We start from the raw sequence: 13,479 nt of genomic DNA on the forward strand, positions 1-13,479 counted from the left end.
TAACTACCTGCCCTTAATCTTGCTGCCCTTACCCATGAGTCCCTCATATTGACGAGAGATCATGTAAGATTCGATTTTACCCATAAAGTCCATAGCAACACCAACTACAATGAGAAGTGCTGTTCCACCGAAGTAGAAAGGAACATTAAACTGAGCAATAAGAAGCATAGGGATTACACAGATTGCGGAGACATACAAGGAACCCCAAAGGGTAATTCTTGCAAGAACACGGTCAATATATTCACGTGTTTTAACTCCTGGGCGAATACCAGGAATAAACCCACCCTGTTTCTGAATATTTTCAGCAATTCCTTTAGGATCAAAAATGATCGCTGTATAGAAGTAGCAGAAAAAGATGATCAGGGAGATATAAATTACATTGTAAAGTATGGCATCAGGCTTAAAATTAGCCGATATCTTGGAAAGAATCTCGTTATTAGAGAAACTGGCAAGAGTTGCAGGAAACATAAGAATACTGGATGCAAAAATTGGTGGAATAACACCAGCGGTGTTGATTCTAAGCGGAAGATGTGTTGTCTGACCGCCCATCATTTTACGTCCCATCATACGCTTAGCATAATGAATAGGTATTCTACGCTGCCCACGTTCCATATAAACAATAAAAGCCAGAATTACGACCATAAATGCCATAACGAATAAAAGCAGGAAGAGAGTAATCTCTCCGGCCTGCATCAAACGCACGGTATTAAAAATAGCAGCAGGAAGACCTGCAACAATACCTGCAAAAATGATCATGGATATACCGTTTCCTATGCCTTTCTCGGTCATTTGTTCACCGAGCCACATGAGAAAAACAGTACCGGCTGTCAGTGTAAGGATGGTAATACCCCTAAAGGCCCACCCTGCATGTAGTACAACAGGAGCTCCGGTAGGACTGGTCATACTTTCAAGGCCCATGGCTATGCCGAAACCCTGAACAATAGTAATCGCAACAGTAGCGTACCTGGTGTACTGAGTAATCTTCTTGCGTCCCTGGGCCCCTTCCTGACTAAGCCGCTTGAGTTCAGGACTTACTACATTAAGAAGTTGAATAATAATAGACGCGGAGATGTAGGGCATAATCCCTAACGCGAATATGGACAAGTTACGCAACCCGCCACCAGAGAACATGTCAAAAAGGCCGAAGAGAGTGTTAGAAACACTCTCAAAAAAATCGGCCAATGCTGCGCTGTCTACGCCCGGGACCGGGATGTGAATCCCGATCCGGTAGACAGCCAGAAGAAGAAAAGTCCAAAAGATCTTTTTCTTCAGTTCCGGCAGACGGGAAAGATTATCAACGCCAGACAATGCCACGTTTTATCCTTCCAGGGCTTTAGCCGAACCACCGGCCTTTGTGATTTTTTCAGTCGCAGAAGCGCTGAAGCGGTGTGCTTCGATGGTTACAGCAGCACTTACTTCACCCACTCCAAGAACTTTTACGAGTGCGCCTTTTTTGCAAAGGCCTCTTTCATAAATGTCTTCGAGAGATATTTCAGTTTTGCCTTCGAAAGCTCCAAGAATCTGGCCAACGTTCAAAGCAACATACTCTTCACGAAAGGGATTCTTGAAACCGCGTTTAGGAAGACGACGAGCCAGAGGCATCTGGCCACCTTCAAACCAAGCTGGGACACCACCACCGGAGCGGCTGTTCTGACCTTTATGGCCTTTACCGGATGTTCCACCTGTGCCTGAACCGCCGCCGCGACCTACGCGTTTGCGATTTTTACGTTCCTCTGGGAACGGATATATTTCGTGCAGCCTCATGATTCTGATACCTCCACAAGGTGCTCAACTTTTTTGATCATTCCGCGTACAACGGAACTGTCTTCAAAGCTTCTTTCCTGCCTGATCTTACGCAGTCCCAGTGCAACGAGAGTTGCACGCTGTTTGGGATTGCAACCGATCTTGCTGCGTACGAGTTTTACCTTAAGCATTATCTGTCCTCCTACTTTCTGGGAGTCACAACTTTCTTCCCGCGAAGATGAGAAACTTCATCAGCACTGCGCAGAGAAGCAAGTCCAGCGACTGTTGCGCGAAGGACATTATGCGGGTTGTTAGTGCCGATAGCCTTAGTAAGGATATCGTGGACTCCGACTACTTCAAGCACCGCACGTACAGGACCACCGGCAATGATACCGGTACCTTTAGAGGCGGGTTTGAGCATTACGCGTCCAGCACCGTAGCGGCCGAGAACTTCGTAAGGAAGGGTTCCGTCCAAAAGAGGTACGGAAATCATTTCTTTACGAGCCTTCTCTGAAGCTTTTCTAATAGCTTCAGGTACTTCGTTGGCTTTACCAAGTCCGAAACCGACCTGACCTTTACCGTCACCTACCACAACCAGGGCACTGAAGGAGAACCTTCTACCACCCTTCACAACTTTAGCTACTCGGTTGAGATAAACGATTTTTTCAATCAGACCCAGATCATTCTGTTCCATGGATATTCCCATAAGTTTAGAATTTCAGGCCACCCTCACGAGCGCCGTCTGCAAGGGCCTTGACCCTGCCGTGATATATATAACCGCTGCGGTCGAAAACGACCTTCTCAATTTTGAGCTCTTTAGCCTTGGCAGCAATGTCCTTACCAACAGCTTCAGCAGTCTTGCAGGTGAGGCCAGCTGCTTCTTCGCCCTTGAAAAGAGCACAAGAAGAAGATGCGGTCACGGTTTTGCCAATGAGATCATCTACAAGCTGAGCGTAGATGTGTTTATTTGAACGAAATACGACAAGACGCGGGCGAGTTGCAGTACCGCTGATTTTTTTGCGGATGCGAACTTTTTTGCGGCGTCTAGCCTGTTCTTTAGTCATTTTCATGGCTGTACCCTACTATTTACCGGACTTACCGGCTTTACGTCTGATCTGTTCATCAATGTACTTGATGCCTTTACCTTTGTAAGGTTCTGGCGGACGTACACGACGAAGCTGAGCTGCAACTTCACCAACGAGCTGTTTATCAACTCCGCTGATGACCAGTTTGCTGCCTTCAGCCTTGGCTTCAATGCCGGAAGGAATAGCATAGTTAACGGGATGGGAAAAACCAACGTTTAAAACGATGTTTGAACCCTGTACGTTAACTTTGTAACCAACACCGACAACTTCCAGAGTTTTTTCAAACCCTTTGGATACGCCTTCAATACAATTGAAGAGCAGTGTACGGTGAAGACCGTGCTGAGCACGTTCCTGACGGGAATCGCCAGACCTCAGTACCTCCACCGCATTGTCAGCTACCTTGTAGCTGACCATGGGGTGTATCGGGGTGGTGGTGGTGCCTTTAGGGCCCTTTACGGAAACCACATCAGCACCAACAGTTACTTCCACTCCGGAAGGTATATCAATAGGTTTTTTTCCAATTCTGGACATAATAAAACCTCTCTACCAGATTTCGCACAAGAGTTCGCCGCCAACGTTAAGCTCTGTCGCTTTAACGCCGTCAACTACGCCCTTTGAAGTGGAAAGTATGCAAATCCCGAGTCCATTAAGAACACTGGGAATATCTTCAACGCCTACAAACACGCGACGTCCGGGTGTGCTGATTTTCTTCATGCCGCTAATAAGGGCTTTTCCATCAACATACTTAAGGGTGACATTAATCTCACTTTCTTCAGAAGTGAAGTCAGAGATATAGCCTTCTTCCTTAAGAATTCCGGCGATTGCTGTTTTTATTTTGGACCCCGGAATACTAACGGTCTTATGATAAGCACCGTGAGCATTACGAATGCGGGTCAGCATATCGGCGATAGGATCGACAACAGGCATTTTAAACTCCTTATATTACCAGCTGGCTTTACGCACGCCGGGAAGTTCACCCGCGAGGGCCTTCTCCCTGAAGCAAATACGGCATACACCGTATTTCCGCAGGAATGCACGAGGACGACCACAAATTGGACATCTGTTATATTCGCGCACCTTGAACTTAGGCTTACGTTTAGCCTTAACTTTTAATGCTGTCCTGGCCAAAGCGATTCCTCCTATTTCTTGAAGGGCATTCCAAGAAGCTCGAGGAGCATCTTGCCTTCTTTATCAGTTTTGGCGGAGGTGACGATAGTCACGTTCATCCCTTTAGTTAACTCGATTTTGTCGAGCTGAATCTCAGGAAAAATAGTTAATTCCTTGATTCCGAGGGTGAAGTTACCGCGTCCGTCGAAGCCTTTGTCAGGGATTCCGCGAAAATCGCGGACACGAGGGAGTGCAAAGCTGATAAGCTTATCCAGGAAGTCCCACATCATATCTCTGCGAAGAGTTACACGGGAACCGACAGGCATTCCTTCGCGCAGCTTAAAAGCTGCAATTGACTTTTTCGCTCTGGTAACTACTGCTTTCTGACCCGCAATAGCGGTCAATTCGTCAACAGCACCATCAATGAGCTTTGCGTTCTGGCTTGCTTCACCGAGTCCGATATTGAGAGAGATTGCCTTAATTTCAGGAATCTCCATCGAACTCTTGTACCCGAACTCCTTGTTTAGAGTCGGGGCGACCTTGTCCGTATATATTTTTTCGAGACGTGTCATCGCAGAACCCTAGTCGATGATTTCGTTACATTTTTTACAAAAACGGATATTTTTTCCGTCTTCGGTCTCACGAATTCCAACTCTGGTTGCTTTTGTGCAAGCGGGGCACACAACCTGAATATTAGAAATGTGAATAGGGGCTTCTTTCTCAACAATTCCGCCGGGCTGGTTTGCATATGGATTTGGCTTTGTGTGCCTGGAAACCATATTAACCTGCTCCACGAGGACTTCGTCCTTCTTGCGGTTGATCTTAAGGACCTTGCCGATCTTCCCCTTATCCTTGCCGGCGATGACCATTATCTTGTCATCAACATGTATCTTGTTCATGCCGTATACCTTTTTGTGATAAGGATTTACAGAACTTCAGGTGCAAGAGAAACAATTTTCATAAAGCCGCAGGCTCTAAGCTCTCTCGCAACGGGACCGAAAATACGAGTCCCAACTGGTTCCATTGAATTGTTCAGAAGAACGGCAGAGTTATTGTCGAACTTGATGTAAGAACCGTCAGGACGACCAATTTCTTTTTTGGTGCGAACCACAACCGCTTTCATCACAGCGCCCTTCTTCACTTTGGAATGGGGCATCGCTTCCTTAACGGAAACCACAATGATGTCTCCGACACTGGCGTAGCGTCTCTTGGAACCGCCAAGGACCTTGATGCAGGAAACCTTTTTGGCACCAGAGTTATCTGCTACGTCAAGTTTGGATTCTACCTGAATCATAGCTAATACCCCTAAACTGCTTTTTCCAGAATTTTATCGAGATGCCACCTTTTGCGTTTGCTCAAGGGGCGGAATTCAACAATCTGTACCTTATCGCCGATACTGCATTCATTAGCAGGATCATGTGCCATGAATTTAGTGTGACGGCGAATGAATTTTTTATACAGGGGGTGTTTAACGAGAGTTTCAACGCGGACAACAATTGTCTTGTCTGCCTTATCGCTGATAACTACGCCGTTAAGTACGCGCCTGTTTCCTTTCAGATTAAGCTCTGCCATGGCTTATGCTCCCAGTTCCTTTTCGCGCTGCACGGTCAGGATTTTAGCAATGTCTTTTTTAACATCGCTGAGTCTCTGGGTGTTTTCAAGCTGCGCAGTTGCGTGCTGAAAACGAAGATTGAAAAGCTCCTGACGGAAACCCATCAGCTTTTCTTCCAGAGCAGCGTTGTCGAGTTCACGAAGTTCTTTGACTTTCATATTACAACCCCTCCTTGACTACAATAGTAGTTTTGACAGGAAGCTTGTGTGATGCACGGACCAGAGCTTCTCTGGCCAGTTCAATGTCAACGCCCTTCACTTCGTAAAGAATGCGACCGGGCTTAACCGGAGCGCACCAACCGACGGGGGAGCCTTTACCTTTACCCTGTCTGACTTCAGCAGGCTTAGCAGTAACTGGCACATCAGGGAAAACCCTGATCCATACCTGTCCGCCACGCTTAATGTGACGCATAATAGCGACACGAGCTGCTTCAATCTGGTTGTTGCTCAATTTTCCGTGTTCCACAGTTTTGATTGCGATATCACCGAAAGCGATAGTGGAACCGCGCTGAGCTTTACCTTTCAGGCGACCTTTCTGACGTTTACGGAATTTAACTTTCTTAGGTGATAGCATTACTGTTCCACCTCGTGGTCAAGAATTTCACCTTTGAAGATCCAGACCTTGATGCCGATGACACCGTAGGTAGTGTTAGCTCTTGCTACACCGTAATCGATGTCAGCTCTGAGAGTCTGAAGAGGAACGCGGCCATCGCGATACCATTCGGTACGTGCGATTTCAGCACCGGCCAGACGACCAGCACAAGCTACTTTAATACCCTCTGCGCCGAATTTGCGGGCAAGCCCAACAATACGCTTCATAGCGCGGCGGAAAGCTACACGGCGCTCAAGCTGCTGAGCAATATTCTCAGCAACGAGCTGCGCATCAGTTTCCGGACGGCGAATTTCATTTACTTCGAGAGCGAATTCTTTATTGAATTTAGTACGAAGATCATCACGGAGCTTTTCAATTTCAACACCTTTGCGACCGATAATAATACCTGGACGCGCAGTGTGAATGATCAGACGAATTTTGCCACCGGCACGTTCAATCTCGATCTTTGAAATTCCTGCGTGGAAAATCTTCTCTTTTACATATTTACGAATGCTGTCGTCCTCAAAGACGAAAGCGGGATAGTCCTTTTTACTGAACCATCTGGAGAGCCAGTTCTTGGTGTATCCAAGTCTGAACCCGTATGGATGTACTTTCTGACCCATGACACTACCCTACATTTCTTTAACTACGACGGTTATATGGCTTGTGCGCTTGCAAATGCGGTACGCACGCCCCATAGCCCTGGGCTGAATCCTCTTCCAAGTAGGACCTTCGTCAATTTTAACGATGTCTACACAAAGAGAGTCAACATCCACACCGGGAATCTGCTCTGCGTTAGCAACAGCAGAATAAAGCACTTTACTGAGCATTTCAGCTCCCTTTTTGGGAGTGAACTTCAAGATGTTGAGTGCTTCCTCAACAGGCTTTCCCTTGATGTTTTCCGCTACCAAGCGCACTTTCCTAGCGGAAATGCGCATATATTTTGCAATAGCTCTTGCTTCCATTGCTCAACACCTTCTAGCGTTTGGCCTTGCTTTTCTTGTCCGCAGCGTGGCCGTAGTAGGTACGGGTGGGAGAGAATTCTCCCAATTTGTGTCCTACCATGTTTTCGGTCACGAAGACAGGAATAAACTTACGGCCATTATGTACTGCGAAGGTCAAACCTACCATTTCTGGAATGATGGTTGAGCGACGGGACCAGGTTTGGATAACCTTGCGGTCACCTGATTCCTGAGCTTTTACGACCTTTTTAAGCAGATGATCGTCAATAAACGGGCCTTTTTTCAGTGATCTTGGCATTACAGTCTCCTACTTCTGCCCGCGGCGTTTAACGATGAGCTTGGAAGAAGGTTTCTTCTTATTGCGGGTCTTGTATCCCTTGGCAGGCATGCCCCAAGGAGAACAGGGGTGTCTACCACCGGAACTACGACCTTCACCACCACCAAGTGGGTGATCGATCGGGTTCATTGCGACACCTCTGACTTTAGGTCTACGACCAAGCCAACGGTTACGTCCGGCCTTACCAATGGTAATGTTTTCGTGGTGGATGTTACCTACCTGTCCAACGGTTGCACAACAAATTGCGAGAACCTTGCGGACTTCACCGGAAGGCATGCGAAGAAGAGCATGTTTGCCTTCTTTCGCAACTAACTGTGCATAGGTACCGGCTGCACGGCAGAACTGTCCACCCTTTCCGGGATACAATTCAATATTATGAATGATAGTACCAACAGGTATATTCTTCAGCAAAAGAGCATTACCGGGTTTAATATCGGCTTTCTCTCCAGCGAGAATCTGGTCACCCTTGTTAAGTCCTACAGGAGCAAGGATGTAGCGTTTTTCACCGTCTGCATAGTTAAGCAGAGCGATGCGTGCGCTTCTATTGGGATCGTATTCAATTGATGCAACAATTGCGGGTACTTCAACTTTATTACGTTTGAAGTCAATGATACGGTACAAACGTTTAGTACCGCCACCACGACGACGGGAAGTAACCCTACCGTTGTTGTTTCTACCAGCTGTCTTTGTTAATCCCTTTGTGAGGGATTTTTCCGGAGTAGACTTGGTAATCTCCTCAAAGGTGGAGATAGTCTGGAACCGGCGACCTGGAGAGGTCGGTTTCAGCTTGCGAGTTGCCATCTCTTAAACTCCTTCGAAGAATTCGATTTTTTCGCCCGCCAAAAGCTTAACATAAGCTTTTTTATAGCCGGACAATTTACCGACAACACGGCCGAACTTTCTGCGAAGACCGGGTCTTTTACGTACGATACGTACGGAATCAACCTTAACGTCAAAAGCTTTTTCAACAGCTTTTTTAACTTCAGTCTTATTGGCAGAAGGCAGCACATAAAAGGTCACCTGATTGGATGATTCCTTAATGTCAGTGGCCTTTTCCGAAATGACCGGCTTGATGAGAATCTGAGTATAGTCCATGACTACTTCAACCTCTCTTGCAAATCCTGTGCTGCATTCTCAAGCATTACAACCTGACGATGGCGAAGAATGTCATAAACATTCAACTGTTCGGCAGAGATAAGCTTGATGCCAGGGAAGTTCCTCGCAGAAAGGAGGAGTTTATTATCAGCGTCCTTGACAACGATCAAGGCTTTATAAAGTCCGAGACTTTCTGCAACTTCAGCAAAAAGCTTAGTTTTAATCTCGGGAAGGTCAATACTCTTAACAACCATCAGCTTTTCTTCGCTGAATTTGGATGTGAGTGCCATTCTGAGACCCAGACGGCGGACCTTTTTATTTACCTTGAAGGAGTAGTCGCGAGGCTGGGGACCGAAAGTGGTTCCCCCACCACGCCACAAAGGTGAACGGGTGGAGCCTGAACGTGCGCGTCCTGTGCCTTTCTGGCGCCAGGGTTTTGCACCGCCGCCGCGCTTCATGCCACGAGTCTTGGTAGCATGTGTGCCGCTGCGTTTAGCAGCGAGCTGAGAGCGGACAACGAGATGCAGGATTTCGGGCTTGACCGGAACTTCAAATACTTCCGGAGCAAGATCCATGCTCCCGACTTCCTTTTTAGTTTGATCATATATAGTAATGGTAGCCATTTTTTATTCCTCTAGCTGGTCTTGCGGATCATCACCAATCCGTTCTTGGGGCCGGGAACCTGTCCCTTAACCACGAGAACATTTTCCTCGGTGCGAACGTCTACAATTTCAATATTGGAAATAGTCACACGTTCGTTACCCATCTGACCGGGCATTTTTTTACCCTTGAAGACTTTACCAGGGAAAGTAGCGTGGCCGATAGAACCAGGAGAACGGTGTACCTTTTCAGCACCGTGAGATGCACGGGAACCTTTGAAGTTCCAACGCTTCATTACACCCTGAAAACCTTTACCTTTAGATGTTCCAGTCACTTTGACCTTCTCACCACTGGTAAAGATATCCACGGATATTTCCTGGCCAAGTTCATAATCAGCTACGGAATCAAGCGGGAACTCACGAAGGTGACGGAAGTAGCCTTTTCCAGCTTTTTCCTGATGACCTTTGGAGGGCTTGTTCACTTTGCGTTCGGGCAGAGTGTCGTAACCGATCTGGATGGCGTTATAGCCTTCCTTCTCTTCAGTCTTAACCTGAATGACAGGACAAGGACCAACTTCGAGTACTGTGACGGGGGTAATTGTACCATCGTCAGAGAACACGCGGGTCATGCCCAGTTTTTTACCGAGTATACCGATAGTTTTTGCCATGTTGAACCCCTCCCTAGAGCTTAATTTCGACGTCAACACCAGCGGGAAGGCTAAGCTTACCAAGGGCATCAACTGTCTGCTGGGTGGGTTCAAGAATGTCAAGCAGACGCTTGTGGATTCTCATCTCAAACTGCTCACGAGACTTTTTGTCTACGTGCACAGAACGCTGAATCGTTGTACGATTGATCTGTGTAGGCAGTGGGATGGGACCTGCGATAGCAGCTCCGGTATTGCGGGCAGTATCCACAATCTCGGTAACTGCTTTATCAAGGATACGGTAATCGTATGCCTTGAGCTTGATCCTGATACGATCACTAGTCATAGAAACCATGTTAATTTCTCCTAATTGAATTCAGAGACGGCGTAACTTGCAACGGTTAGAAGGATTGTGAGGTTGTTCCTTCAATAGCCTGGTATGGTCGTCCAGCCAGCATGCCGGACCTTATACCTGATCTCTGTGGTTTCACGGGGCGGTTCCCGTAAAAAAAATAAGAACCTCCCAAACACTATGGTTCGGGAGGTTTACTGCTTTTTGCAAGCTGCTGTCAAGCTAAAATGAGAATAAATTCAAAATTATTCTAATTTTTATTGATCAGCTCTTCCGCGATAGAAGCAGGAACTGGCTCATAATGGTCGAACTGCATGCTAAATGTAGCACGACCCTGAGTTTTAGAGCGAAGATCGGTTGCATAACCGAACATTTCACTCAAAGGCACGTCACAGGAGATTACCTGTGCATTAGAACGTGCTTCCATGTTTCCAACGCGGCCACGACGACCGTTAAGGTCACCCATGACGTCTCCGAGGTAATCTTCAGGAGTTACGACTTCGACAGACATGATAGGCTCAAGAAGCTGTGGTCCAGCTTTCTTAACAGCGTCTTTAAGTGCCATAGAACCGGCAATGTAGAATGCCTGTTCTGAAGAGTCAACATCATGGTAAGAACCGAAGGTCAGTGTAGCTTTGATGTCCACGAGAGGGAAACCAGCAATAACACCGTTCTTCATGGCATCATGAATACCACGATCGACAGCAGGAATATATTCTTTCGGAATAACCCCACCCTTAATCTCGTCAACAAACTCATATTCGCTTTCTTTGTTCGGCTCAATGGTAACAACTACGTGACCATACTGACCACGTCCACCGGACTGCTTAGCGTATTTGAGGTTTGATTCGACGGATTTGGTGATTGTTTCACGGTATGAAACACGTGGAGCACCGACATTAGCATTTACGTTGAACTCACGAAGCAGACGGTCGACAATAACTTCAAGGTGAAGTTCACCCATACCTGCAATAAGAGTCTGACCTGTTTCCTCATCACCTTTAACGCGGAAAGAGGGATCTTCTTTAGCAAGTTTGGCAAGACCCTGACTGAGAAGATCCCGGTCAGCTTTAGTCTTAGGCTCGATCGCAACTTCGATAACCGGTTCAGGAATATCGAGAGATTCAAGTACAACTGCTTTCTTCTGCTCAGCAAGGGTGTCACCTGTTGCCATGGTCTTAAGACCAACAGCAGCTACGATGTCACCTGCATATGCTTCCTTGATTTCCTCACGCTTGTTAGCGTGCATCTTCAGGAGACGTCCGATACGTTCTTTCTTACCGCTTGCAGCGTTAATGAAAGTATCACCGGATACAATCTTACCTGAGTAGAGACGCAGGAAAGTCAAGTGACCAACGAAGGGGTCAGTCATGAGCTTAAAGGAAAGAGCTGCAAGAGGCAGAGTATCATCACAAGGACATTCAATCTGCTTATCAGTACCGGGTTCGATACCTATGATAGGCGGAATATCCAAAGGAGAAGGAAGATAATCGATAACAGCATCGAGCAAAGGCTGAACACCTTTGTTTTTAAATGCAGTACCGCAAAGAACAGGGCATATTGTCAGGTTAATAGTTGCCTGACGAATACCTTCAACAATTTCTTCGGAGGTAAGTTCTTCACCACCGAGGTACTTATCGAGCAGTTCTTCGTTTTCTTCAGCAATAGCCTCAATCATTTCAAGGCGCATTTCTTCATACTGATCAACCATGTCAGCAGGGATATCTTCGATATCGTAGTCCTTACCCATGACATCAGTATAAGTAAAAGCCTTACCTGTAACGAGGTCAACAGCACCACGGTAGTTTTCTTCAGATCCGATGGGAATCTGGAGAGGTACAGCTTTTGCGCCAAGACGGTCTTTGAGCATTTCTACACAACGGAAGAAATCTGCTCCGATACGGTCCATCTTGTTAACGAAAGCCATACGTGGAACGTTGTATCTGTCAGCCTGACGCCATACGGTTTCAGACTGAGGTTCAACACCTGCAACAGCATCAAATACTGCTACTGCGCCGTCAAGTACGCGCAGAGCACGTTCAACTTCCATTGTGAAGTCAACGTGACCAGGAGTATCAATAATGTTAATACGGTGATCTTTCCAGTAGCAGGTTGTAGCAGCACTAGTGATAGTGATGCCACGTTCCTGTTCCTGAACCATCCAGTCCATGGTAGCTTCGCCATCATGAACTTCACCGATTTTATGAGAAACACCAGTATAGAAAAGAATGCGCTCAGTAGTGGTAGTTTTACCCGCATCAATGTGGGCCATGATACCAATATTGCGCTGTTTATCTCTTGCAACCTTTCTAGGCACTTTGTACTCCGATTACCAACGGTAGTGTGCAAAAGCCTTGTTAGCTTCGGCCATACGATGGGTGTCTTCTTTTTTCTTAACAGCTCCGCCACGCTTGTTATAAGCATCGAGGAATTCACCACTAAGGCGAGCAACCATACCCTTTTCACCTCTGGAACGGGCAAAATTGATTAACCATCTGATAGCCAAAGATATCTGGCGTTCAGGACGAACTTCGACCGGAACCTGATATGTAGCACCACCGACACGGCGGGATTTGACTTCAACATGTGGCTTAACATTTTCAAGAGCTTTTTCAAAAGCCTTGATAGGATCTTCCTGGGTTTTTTCACCGAGGAATTCAAGAGCTTGATAGAATATATTTTCAGACACACTCTTCTTACCATCGTACATGAGTCTATTCATGAACTTGGTTGCAAGCTGAGAGCCGTATACCGGATCAGGAAGAATTTGTCTTTTAGCTACCGGACCTTTACGAGGCATAGGTATACTCCTTGGAATTAAAAACTATTTAGGACGCTTAGCGCCGTACTTGGAACGACCCTGACGACGATCTGCAACACCAGCGGTGTCAAGAGAGCCGCGAACAATGTGGTAACGAACACCAGGTAAATCTTTTACACGACCACCACGGATAAGTACCACGGAGTGTTCCTGAAGGTTGTGGCCTTCACCACCGATATATGCTGTTACTTCCATGCTGTTGGTCAAACGAACACGAGCGACCTTACGCAAAGCGGAGTTAGGCTTTTTAGGGGTGGTTGTATACACTCTAGTGCATACGCCACGACGCTGGGGGCAAGCCTGAAGCGCAGGAGTTTTCTTACGCTTGAGCTGCTTTTCACGCCCTTTTCTTACGAGCTGATTAATGGTTGGCATGAACCCTCCAAATTTAATTTTATTGCAAAGACCGACGCAGTTAGACTAAAATTTCAAGATTTGTCAAGAACAAATAAGAAATAGTATATGTCACATCTTCAAATCAGGCTGCAACGACCTGCTTGGTAAAATGTCAACTGCGTTCTGGCGCCGGCA

At 46.6% G+C, this 13,479-nt stretch carries 25 protein-coding genes; all 25 read right to left on the bottom strand.

The features are described from left to right. Positions 1 to 3: 3 nt before the first annotated feature. The 25 genes from secY to rpsL all read right to left on the bottom strand — a co-directional run bounded on the left by secY (position 4) and on the right by rpsL (position 13,323). The gene (gene secY / locus H589_RS0107390; RefSeq protein WP_027721433.1) at positions 4 to 1,314 is read right to left on the bottom strand and encodes a preprotein translocase subunit SecY; all 1,311 of its coding nucleotides are present in this window, start codon (positions 1,312 to 1,314) and stop codon (positions 4 to 6) included. A gap of 3 nt (positions 1,315 to 1,317) precedes the next feature. After that, on the bottom strand, positions 1,318 to 1,764 hold the full coding sequence (gene rplO, locus H589_RS0107395; RefSeq protein ID WP_027721434.1) for a 50S ribosomal protein L15: 447 nt from the start codon (positions 1,762 to 1,764) through the stop codon (positions 1,318 to 1,320). Then, positions 1,761 to 1,934 (bottom strand): 50S ribosomal protein L30, encoded by a 174-nt coding sequence (rpmD, locus tag H589_RS0107400; protein ID WP_027721435.1) that lies wholly within the window; start codon positions 1,932 to 1,934, stop codon positions 1,761 to 1,763. The genes rplO and rpmD overlap by 4 nt, the downstream gene beginning before the upstream one ends. A gap of 11 nt (positions 1,935 to 1,945) precedes the next feature. Beyond that, positions 1,946 to 2,437 (bottom strand): 30S ribosomal protein S5, encoded by a 492-nt coding sequence (gene rpsE / locus H589_RS0107405; RefSeq protein ID WP_084146910.1) that lies wholly within the window; start codon positions 2,435 to 2,437, stop codon positions 1,946 to 1,948. Between the two features lie 16 nt (positions 2,438 to 2,453). Beyond that, entirely contained in the window at positions 2,454 to 2,813 is a 360-nt protein-coding gene (gene rplR / locus H589_RS0107410) for a 50S ribosomal protein L18 (protein WP_035075441.1), read from the bottom strand. Between the two features lie 12 nt (positions 2,814 to 2,825). After that, positions 2,826 to 3,359 carry a 50S ribosomal protein L6 gene (rplF, locus tag H589_RS0107415; protein ID WP_027721438.1) on the bottom strand — a complete coding sequence of 178 codons (534 nt, stop codon included), beginning with the start codon at positions 3,357 to 3,359 and terminating at the stop codon, positions 2,826 to 2,828. 12 nt (positions 3,360 to 3,371) lie between these two features. After that, a complete protein-coding gene (gene rpsH, locus H589_RS0107420) occupies positions 3,372 to 3,755 on the bottom strand; it encodes a 30S ribosomal protein S8 (RefSeq protein ID WP_027721439.1) in 384 nt (127 codons plus the stop codon). Between the two features lie 15 nt (positions 3,756 to 3,770). Next, on the bottom strand, positions 3,771 to 3,956 hold the full coding sequence (locus tag H589_RS0107425) for a type Z 30S ribosomal protein S14 (protein ID WP_027721440.1): 186 nt from the start codon (positions 3,954 to 3,956) through the stop codon (positions 3,771 to 3,773). Between the two features lie 11 nt (positions 3,957 to 3,967). Then, positions 3,968 to 4,507 (bottom strand): 50S ribosomal protein L5, encoded by a 540-nt coding sequence (rplE, locus tag H589_RS0107430; protein WP_027721441.1) that lies wholly within the window; start codon positions 4,505 to 4,507, stop codon positions 3,968 to 3,970. 9 nt (positions 4,508 to 4,516) lie between these two features. Next, positions 4,517 to 4,834 carry a 50S ribosomal protein L24 gene (gene rplX / locus H589_RS0107435; protein ID WP_027721442.1) on the bottom strand — a complete coding sequence of 106 codons (318 nt, stop codon included), beginning with the start codon at positions 4,832 to 4,834 and terminating at the stop codon, positions 4,517 to 4,519. Between the two features lie 26 nt (positions 4,835 to 4,860). Continuing rightward, positions 4,861 to 5,229 carry a 50S ribosomal protein L14 gene (rplN, locus tag H589_RS0107440; RefSeq protein ID WP_027721443.1) on the bottom strand — a complete coding sequence of 123 codons (369 nt, stop codon included), beginning with the start codon at positions 5,227 to 5,229 and terminating at the stop codon, positions 4,861 to 4,863. An 11-nt stretch (positions 5,230 to 5,240) separates the two neighbouring features. Then, the gene (gene rpsQ / locus H589_RS0107445) at positions 5,241 to 5,507 is read right to left on the bottom strand and encodes a 30S ribosomal protein S17 (protein WP_027721444.1); all 267 of its coding nucleotides are present in this window, start codon (positions 5,505 to 5,507) and stop codon (positions 5,241 to 5,243) included. A gap of 3 nt (positions 5,508 to 5,510) precedes the next feature. Beyond that, positions 5,511 to 5,705 carry a 50S ribosomal protein L29 gene (gene rpmC, locus H589_RS0107450; protein ID WP_027721445.1) on the bottom strand — a complete coding sequence of 65 codons (195 nt, stop codon included), beginning with the start codon at positions 5,703 to 5,705 and terminating at the stop codon, positions 5,511 to 5,513. A 1-nt stretch (position 5,706) separates the two neighbouring features. Continuing rightward, on the bottom strand, positions 5,707 to 6,120 hold the full coding sequence (rplP, locus tag H589_RS0107455; RefSeq protein WP_027721446.1) for a 50S ribosomal protein L16: 414 nt from the start codon (positions 6,118 to 6,120) through the stop codon (positions 5,707 to 5,709). Next, positions 6,120 to 6,761 carry a 30S ribosomal protein S3 gene (gene rpsC / locus H589_RS0107460; protein ID WP_027721447.1) on the bottom strand — a complete coding sequence of 214 codons (642 nt, stop codon included), beginning with the start codon at positions 6,759 to 6,761 and terminating at the stop codon, positions 6,120 to 6,122. Before rpsC ends, rplP begins: the two co-directional genes overlap by 1 nt. A gap of 9 nt (positions 6,762 to 6,770) precedes the next feature. Next, positions 6,771 to 7,103, bottom strand: a complete 333-nt coding sequence (gene rplV, locus H589_RS0107465; RefSeq protein ID WP_027721448.1) for a 50S ribosomal protein L22 — start codon at positions 7,101 to 7,103, stop codon at positions 6,771 to 6,773. A gap of 13 nt (positions 7,104 to 7,116) precedes the next feature. After that, a complete protein-coding gene (gene rpsS, locus H589_RS0107470; RefSeq protein ID WP_015851071.1) occupies positions 7,117 to 7,398 on the bottom strand; it encodes a 30S ribosomal protein S19 in 282 nt (93 codons plus the stop codon). A 9-nt stretch (positions 7,399 to 7,407) separates the two neighbouring features. Further along, positions 7,408 to 8,238, bottom strand: a complete 831-nt coding sequence (gene rplB, locus H589_RS0107475; RefSeq protein WP_027721449.1) for a 50S ribosomal protein L2 — start codon at positions 8,236 to 8,238, stop codon at positions 7,408 to 7,410. 3 nt (positions 8,239 to 8,241) lie between these two features. Next, positions 8,242 to 8,532 (bottom strand): 50S ribosomal protein L23, encoded by a 291-nt coding sequence (gene rplW / locus H589_RS0107480; protein ID WP_027721450.1) that lies wholly within the window; start codon positions 8,530 to 8,532, stop codon positions 8,242 to 8,244. Between the two features lie 2 nt (positions 8,533 to 8,534). Continuing rightward, positions 8,535 to 9,155 carry a 50S ribosomal protein L4 gene (gene rplD, locus H589_RS0107485; protein WP_027721451.1) on the bottom strand — a complete coding sequence of 207 codons (621 nt, stop codon included), beginning with the start codon at positions 9,153 to 9,155 and terminating at the stop codon, positions 8,535 to 8,537. An 11-nt stretch (positions 9,156 to 9,166) separates the two neighbouring features. Continuing rightward, positions 9,167 to 9,799, bottom strand: coding sequence for a 50S ribosomal protein L3 (gene rplC / locus H589_RS0107490; RefSeq protein WP_027721452.1), 633 nt, complete (start codon positions 9,797 to 9,799; stop codon positions 9,167 to 9,169). A 13-nt stretch (positions 9,800 to 9,812) separates the two neighbouring features. Then, complete coding sequence (rpsJ, locus tag H589_RS0107495; RefSeq protein WP_027721453.1) at positions 9,813 to 10,130, bottom strand: 30S ribosomal protein S10; 318 nt, start codon at positions 10,128 to 10,130, stop codon at positions 9,813 to 9,815. Between the two features lie 247 nt (positions 10,131 to 10,377). Beyond that, a complete protein-coding gene (gene fusA / locus H589_RS0107500) occupies positions 10,378 to 12,444 on the bottom strand; it encodes an elongation factor G (RefSeq protein WP_027721454.1) in 2,067 nt (688 codons plus the stop codon). A 12-nt stretch (positions 12,445 to 12,456) separates the two neighbouring features. Continuing rightward, a complete protein-coding gene (rpsG, locus tag H589_RS0107505) occupies positions 12,457 to 12,927 on the bottom strand; it encodes a 30S ribosomal protein S7 (protein ID WP_027721455.1) in 471 nt (156 codons plus the stop codon). A 24-nt stretch (positions 12,928 to 12,951) separates the two neighbouring features. Continuing rightward, entirely contained in the window at positions 12,952 to 13,323 is a 372-nt protein-coding gene (gene rpsL / locus H589_RS0107510; RefSeq protein ID WP_027721456.1) for a 30S ribosomal protein S12, read from the bottom strand. Positions 13,324 to 13,479 lie beyond the last annotated feature (156 nt).

It is taken from the genome of Maridesulfovibrio zosterae DSM 11974 (assembly GCF_000425265.1).
Taxonomy (GTDB): Bacteria; Desulfobacterota; Desulfovibrionia; order Desulfovibrionales; family Desulfovibrionaceae; genus Maridesulfovibrio; species Maridesulfovibrio zosterae.

Excerpts from the sequence above, each read along its gene's own strand:
- rplO (WP_027721434.1), bottom strand. The coding sequence starts at position 1,764 with ATGAGGCTGCACGAAATATATCCGTTCCCAGAGGAACGTAAAAATCGC.
- rpmD (WP_027721435.1), bottom strand. The coding sequence starts at position 1,934 with ATGCTTAAGGTAAAACTCGTACGCAGCAAGATCGGTTGCAATCCCAAA.
- rpsE (WP_084146910.1), bottom strand. The coding sequence starts at position 2,437 with ATGGAACAGAATGATCTGGGTCTGATTGAAAAAATCGTTTATCTCAAC.
- rplR (WP_035075441.1), bottom strand. The coding sequence starts at position 2,813 with ATGAAAATGACTAAAGAACAGGCTAGACGCCGCAAAAAAGTTCGCATC.
- rplF (WP_027721438.1), bottom strand. The coding sequence starts at position 3,359 with ATGTCCAGAATTGGAAAAAAACCTATTGATATACCTTCCGGAGTGGAA.
- rpsH (WP_027721439.1), bottom strand. The coding sequence starts at position 3,755 with ATGCCTGTTGTCGATCCTATCGCCGATATGCTGACCCGCATTCGTAAT.
- rplE (WP_027721441.1), bottom strand. The coding sequence starts at position 4,507 with ATGACACGTCTCGAAAAAATATATACGGACAAGGTCGCCCCGACTCTA.
- rplX (WP_027721442.1), bottom strand. The coding sequence starts at position 4,834 with ATGAACAAGATACATGTTGATGACAAGATAATGGTCATCGCCGGCAAG.
- rplN (WP_027721443.1), bottom strand. The coding sequence starts at position 5,229 with ATGATTCAGGTAGAATCCAAACTTGACGTAGCAGATAACTCTGGTGCC.
- rpsQ (WP_027721444.1), bottom strand. The coding sequence starts at position 5,507 with ATGGCAGAGCTTAATCTGAAAGGAAACAGGCGCGTACTTAACGGCGTA.
- rpmC (WP_027721445.1), bottom strand. The coding sequence starts at position 5,705 with ATGAAAGTCAAAGAACTTCGTGAACTCGACAACGCTGCTCTGGAAGAA.
- rplP (WP_027721446.1), bottom strand. The coding sequence starts at position 6,120 with ATGCTATCACCTAAGAAAGTTAAATTCCGTAAACGTCAGAAAGGTCGC.
- rpsC (WP_027721447.1), bottom strand. The coding sequence starts at position 6,761 with ATGGGTCAGAAAGTACATCCATACGGGTTCAGACTTGGATACACCAAG.
- rplV (WP_027721448.1), bottom strand. The coding sequence starts at position 7,103 with ATGGAAGCAAGAGCTATTGCAAAATATATGCGCATTTCCGCTAGGAAA.
- rpsS (WP_015851071.1), bottom strand. The coding sequence starts at position 7,398 with ATGCCAAGATCACTGAAAAAAGGCCCGTTTATTGACGATCATCTGCTT.
- rplB (WP_027721449.1), bottom strand. The coding sequence starts at position 8,238 with ATGGCAACTCGCAAGCTGAAACCGACCTCTCCAGGTCGCCGGTTCCAG.
- rplW (WP_027721450.1), bottom strand. The coding sequence starts at position 8,532 with ATGGACTATACTCAGATTCTCATCAAGCCGGTCATTTCGGAAAAGGCC.
- rplD (WP_027721451.1), bottom strand. The coding sequence starts at position 9,155 with ATGGCTACCATTACTATATATGATCAAACTAAAAAGGAAGTCGGGAGC.
- rplC (WP_027721452.1), bottom strand. The coding sequence starts at position 9,799 with ATGGCAAAAACTATCGGTATACTCGGTAAAAAACTGGGCATGACCCGC.
- rpsJ (WP_027721453.1), bottom strand. The coding sequence starts at position 10,130 with ATGGTTTCTATGACTAGTGATCGTATCAGGATCAAGCTCAAGGCATAC.
- rpsG (WP_027721455.1), bottom strand. The coding sequence starts at position 12,927 with ATGCCTCGTAAAGGTCCGGTAGCTAAAAGACAAATTCTTCCTGATCCG.
- rpsL (WP_027721456.1), bottom strand. The coding sequence starts at position 13,323 with ATGCCAACCATTAATCAGCTCGTAAGAAAAGGGCGTGAAAAGCAGCTC.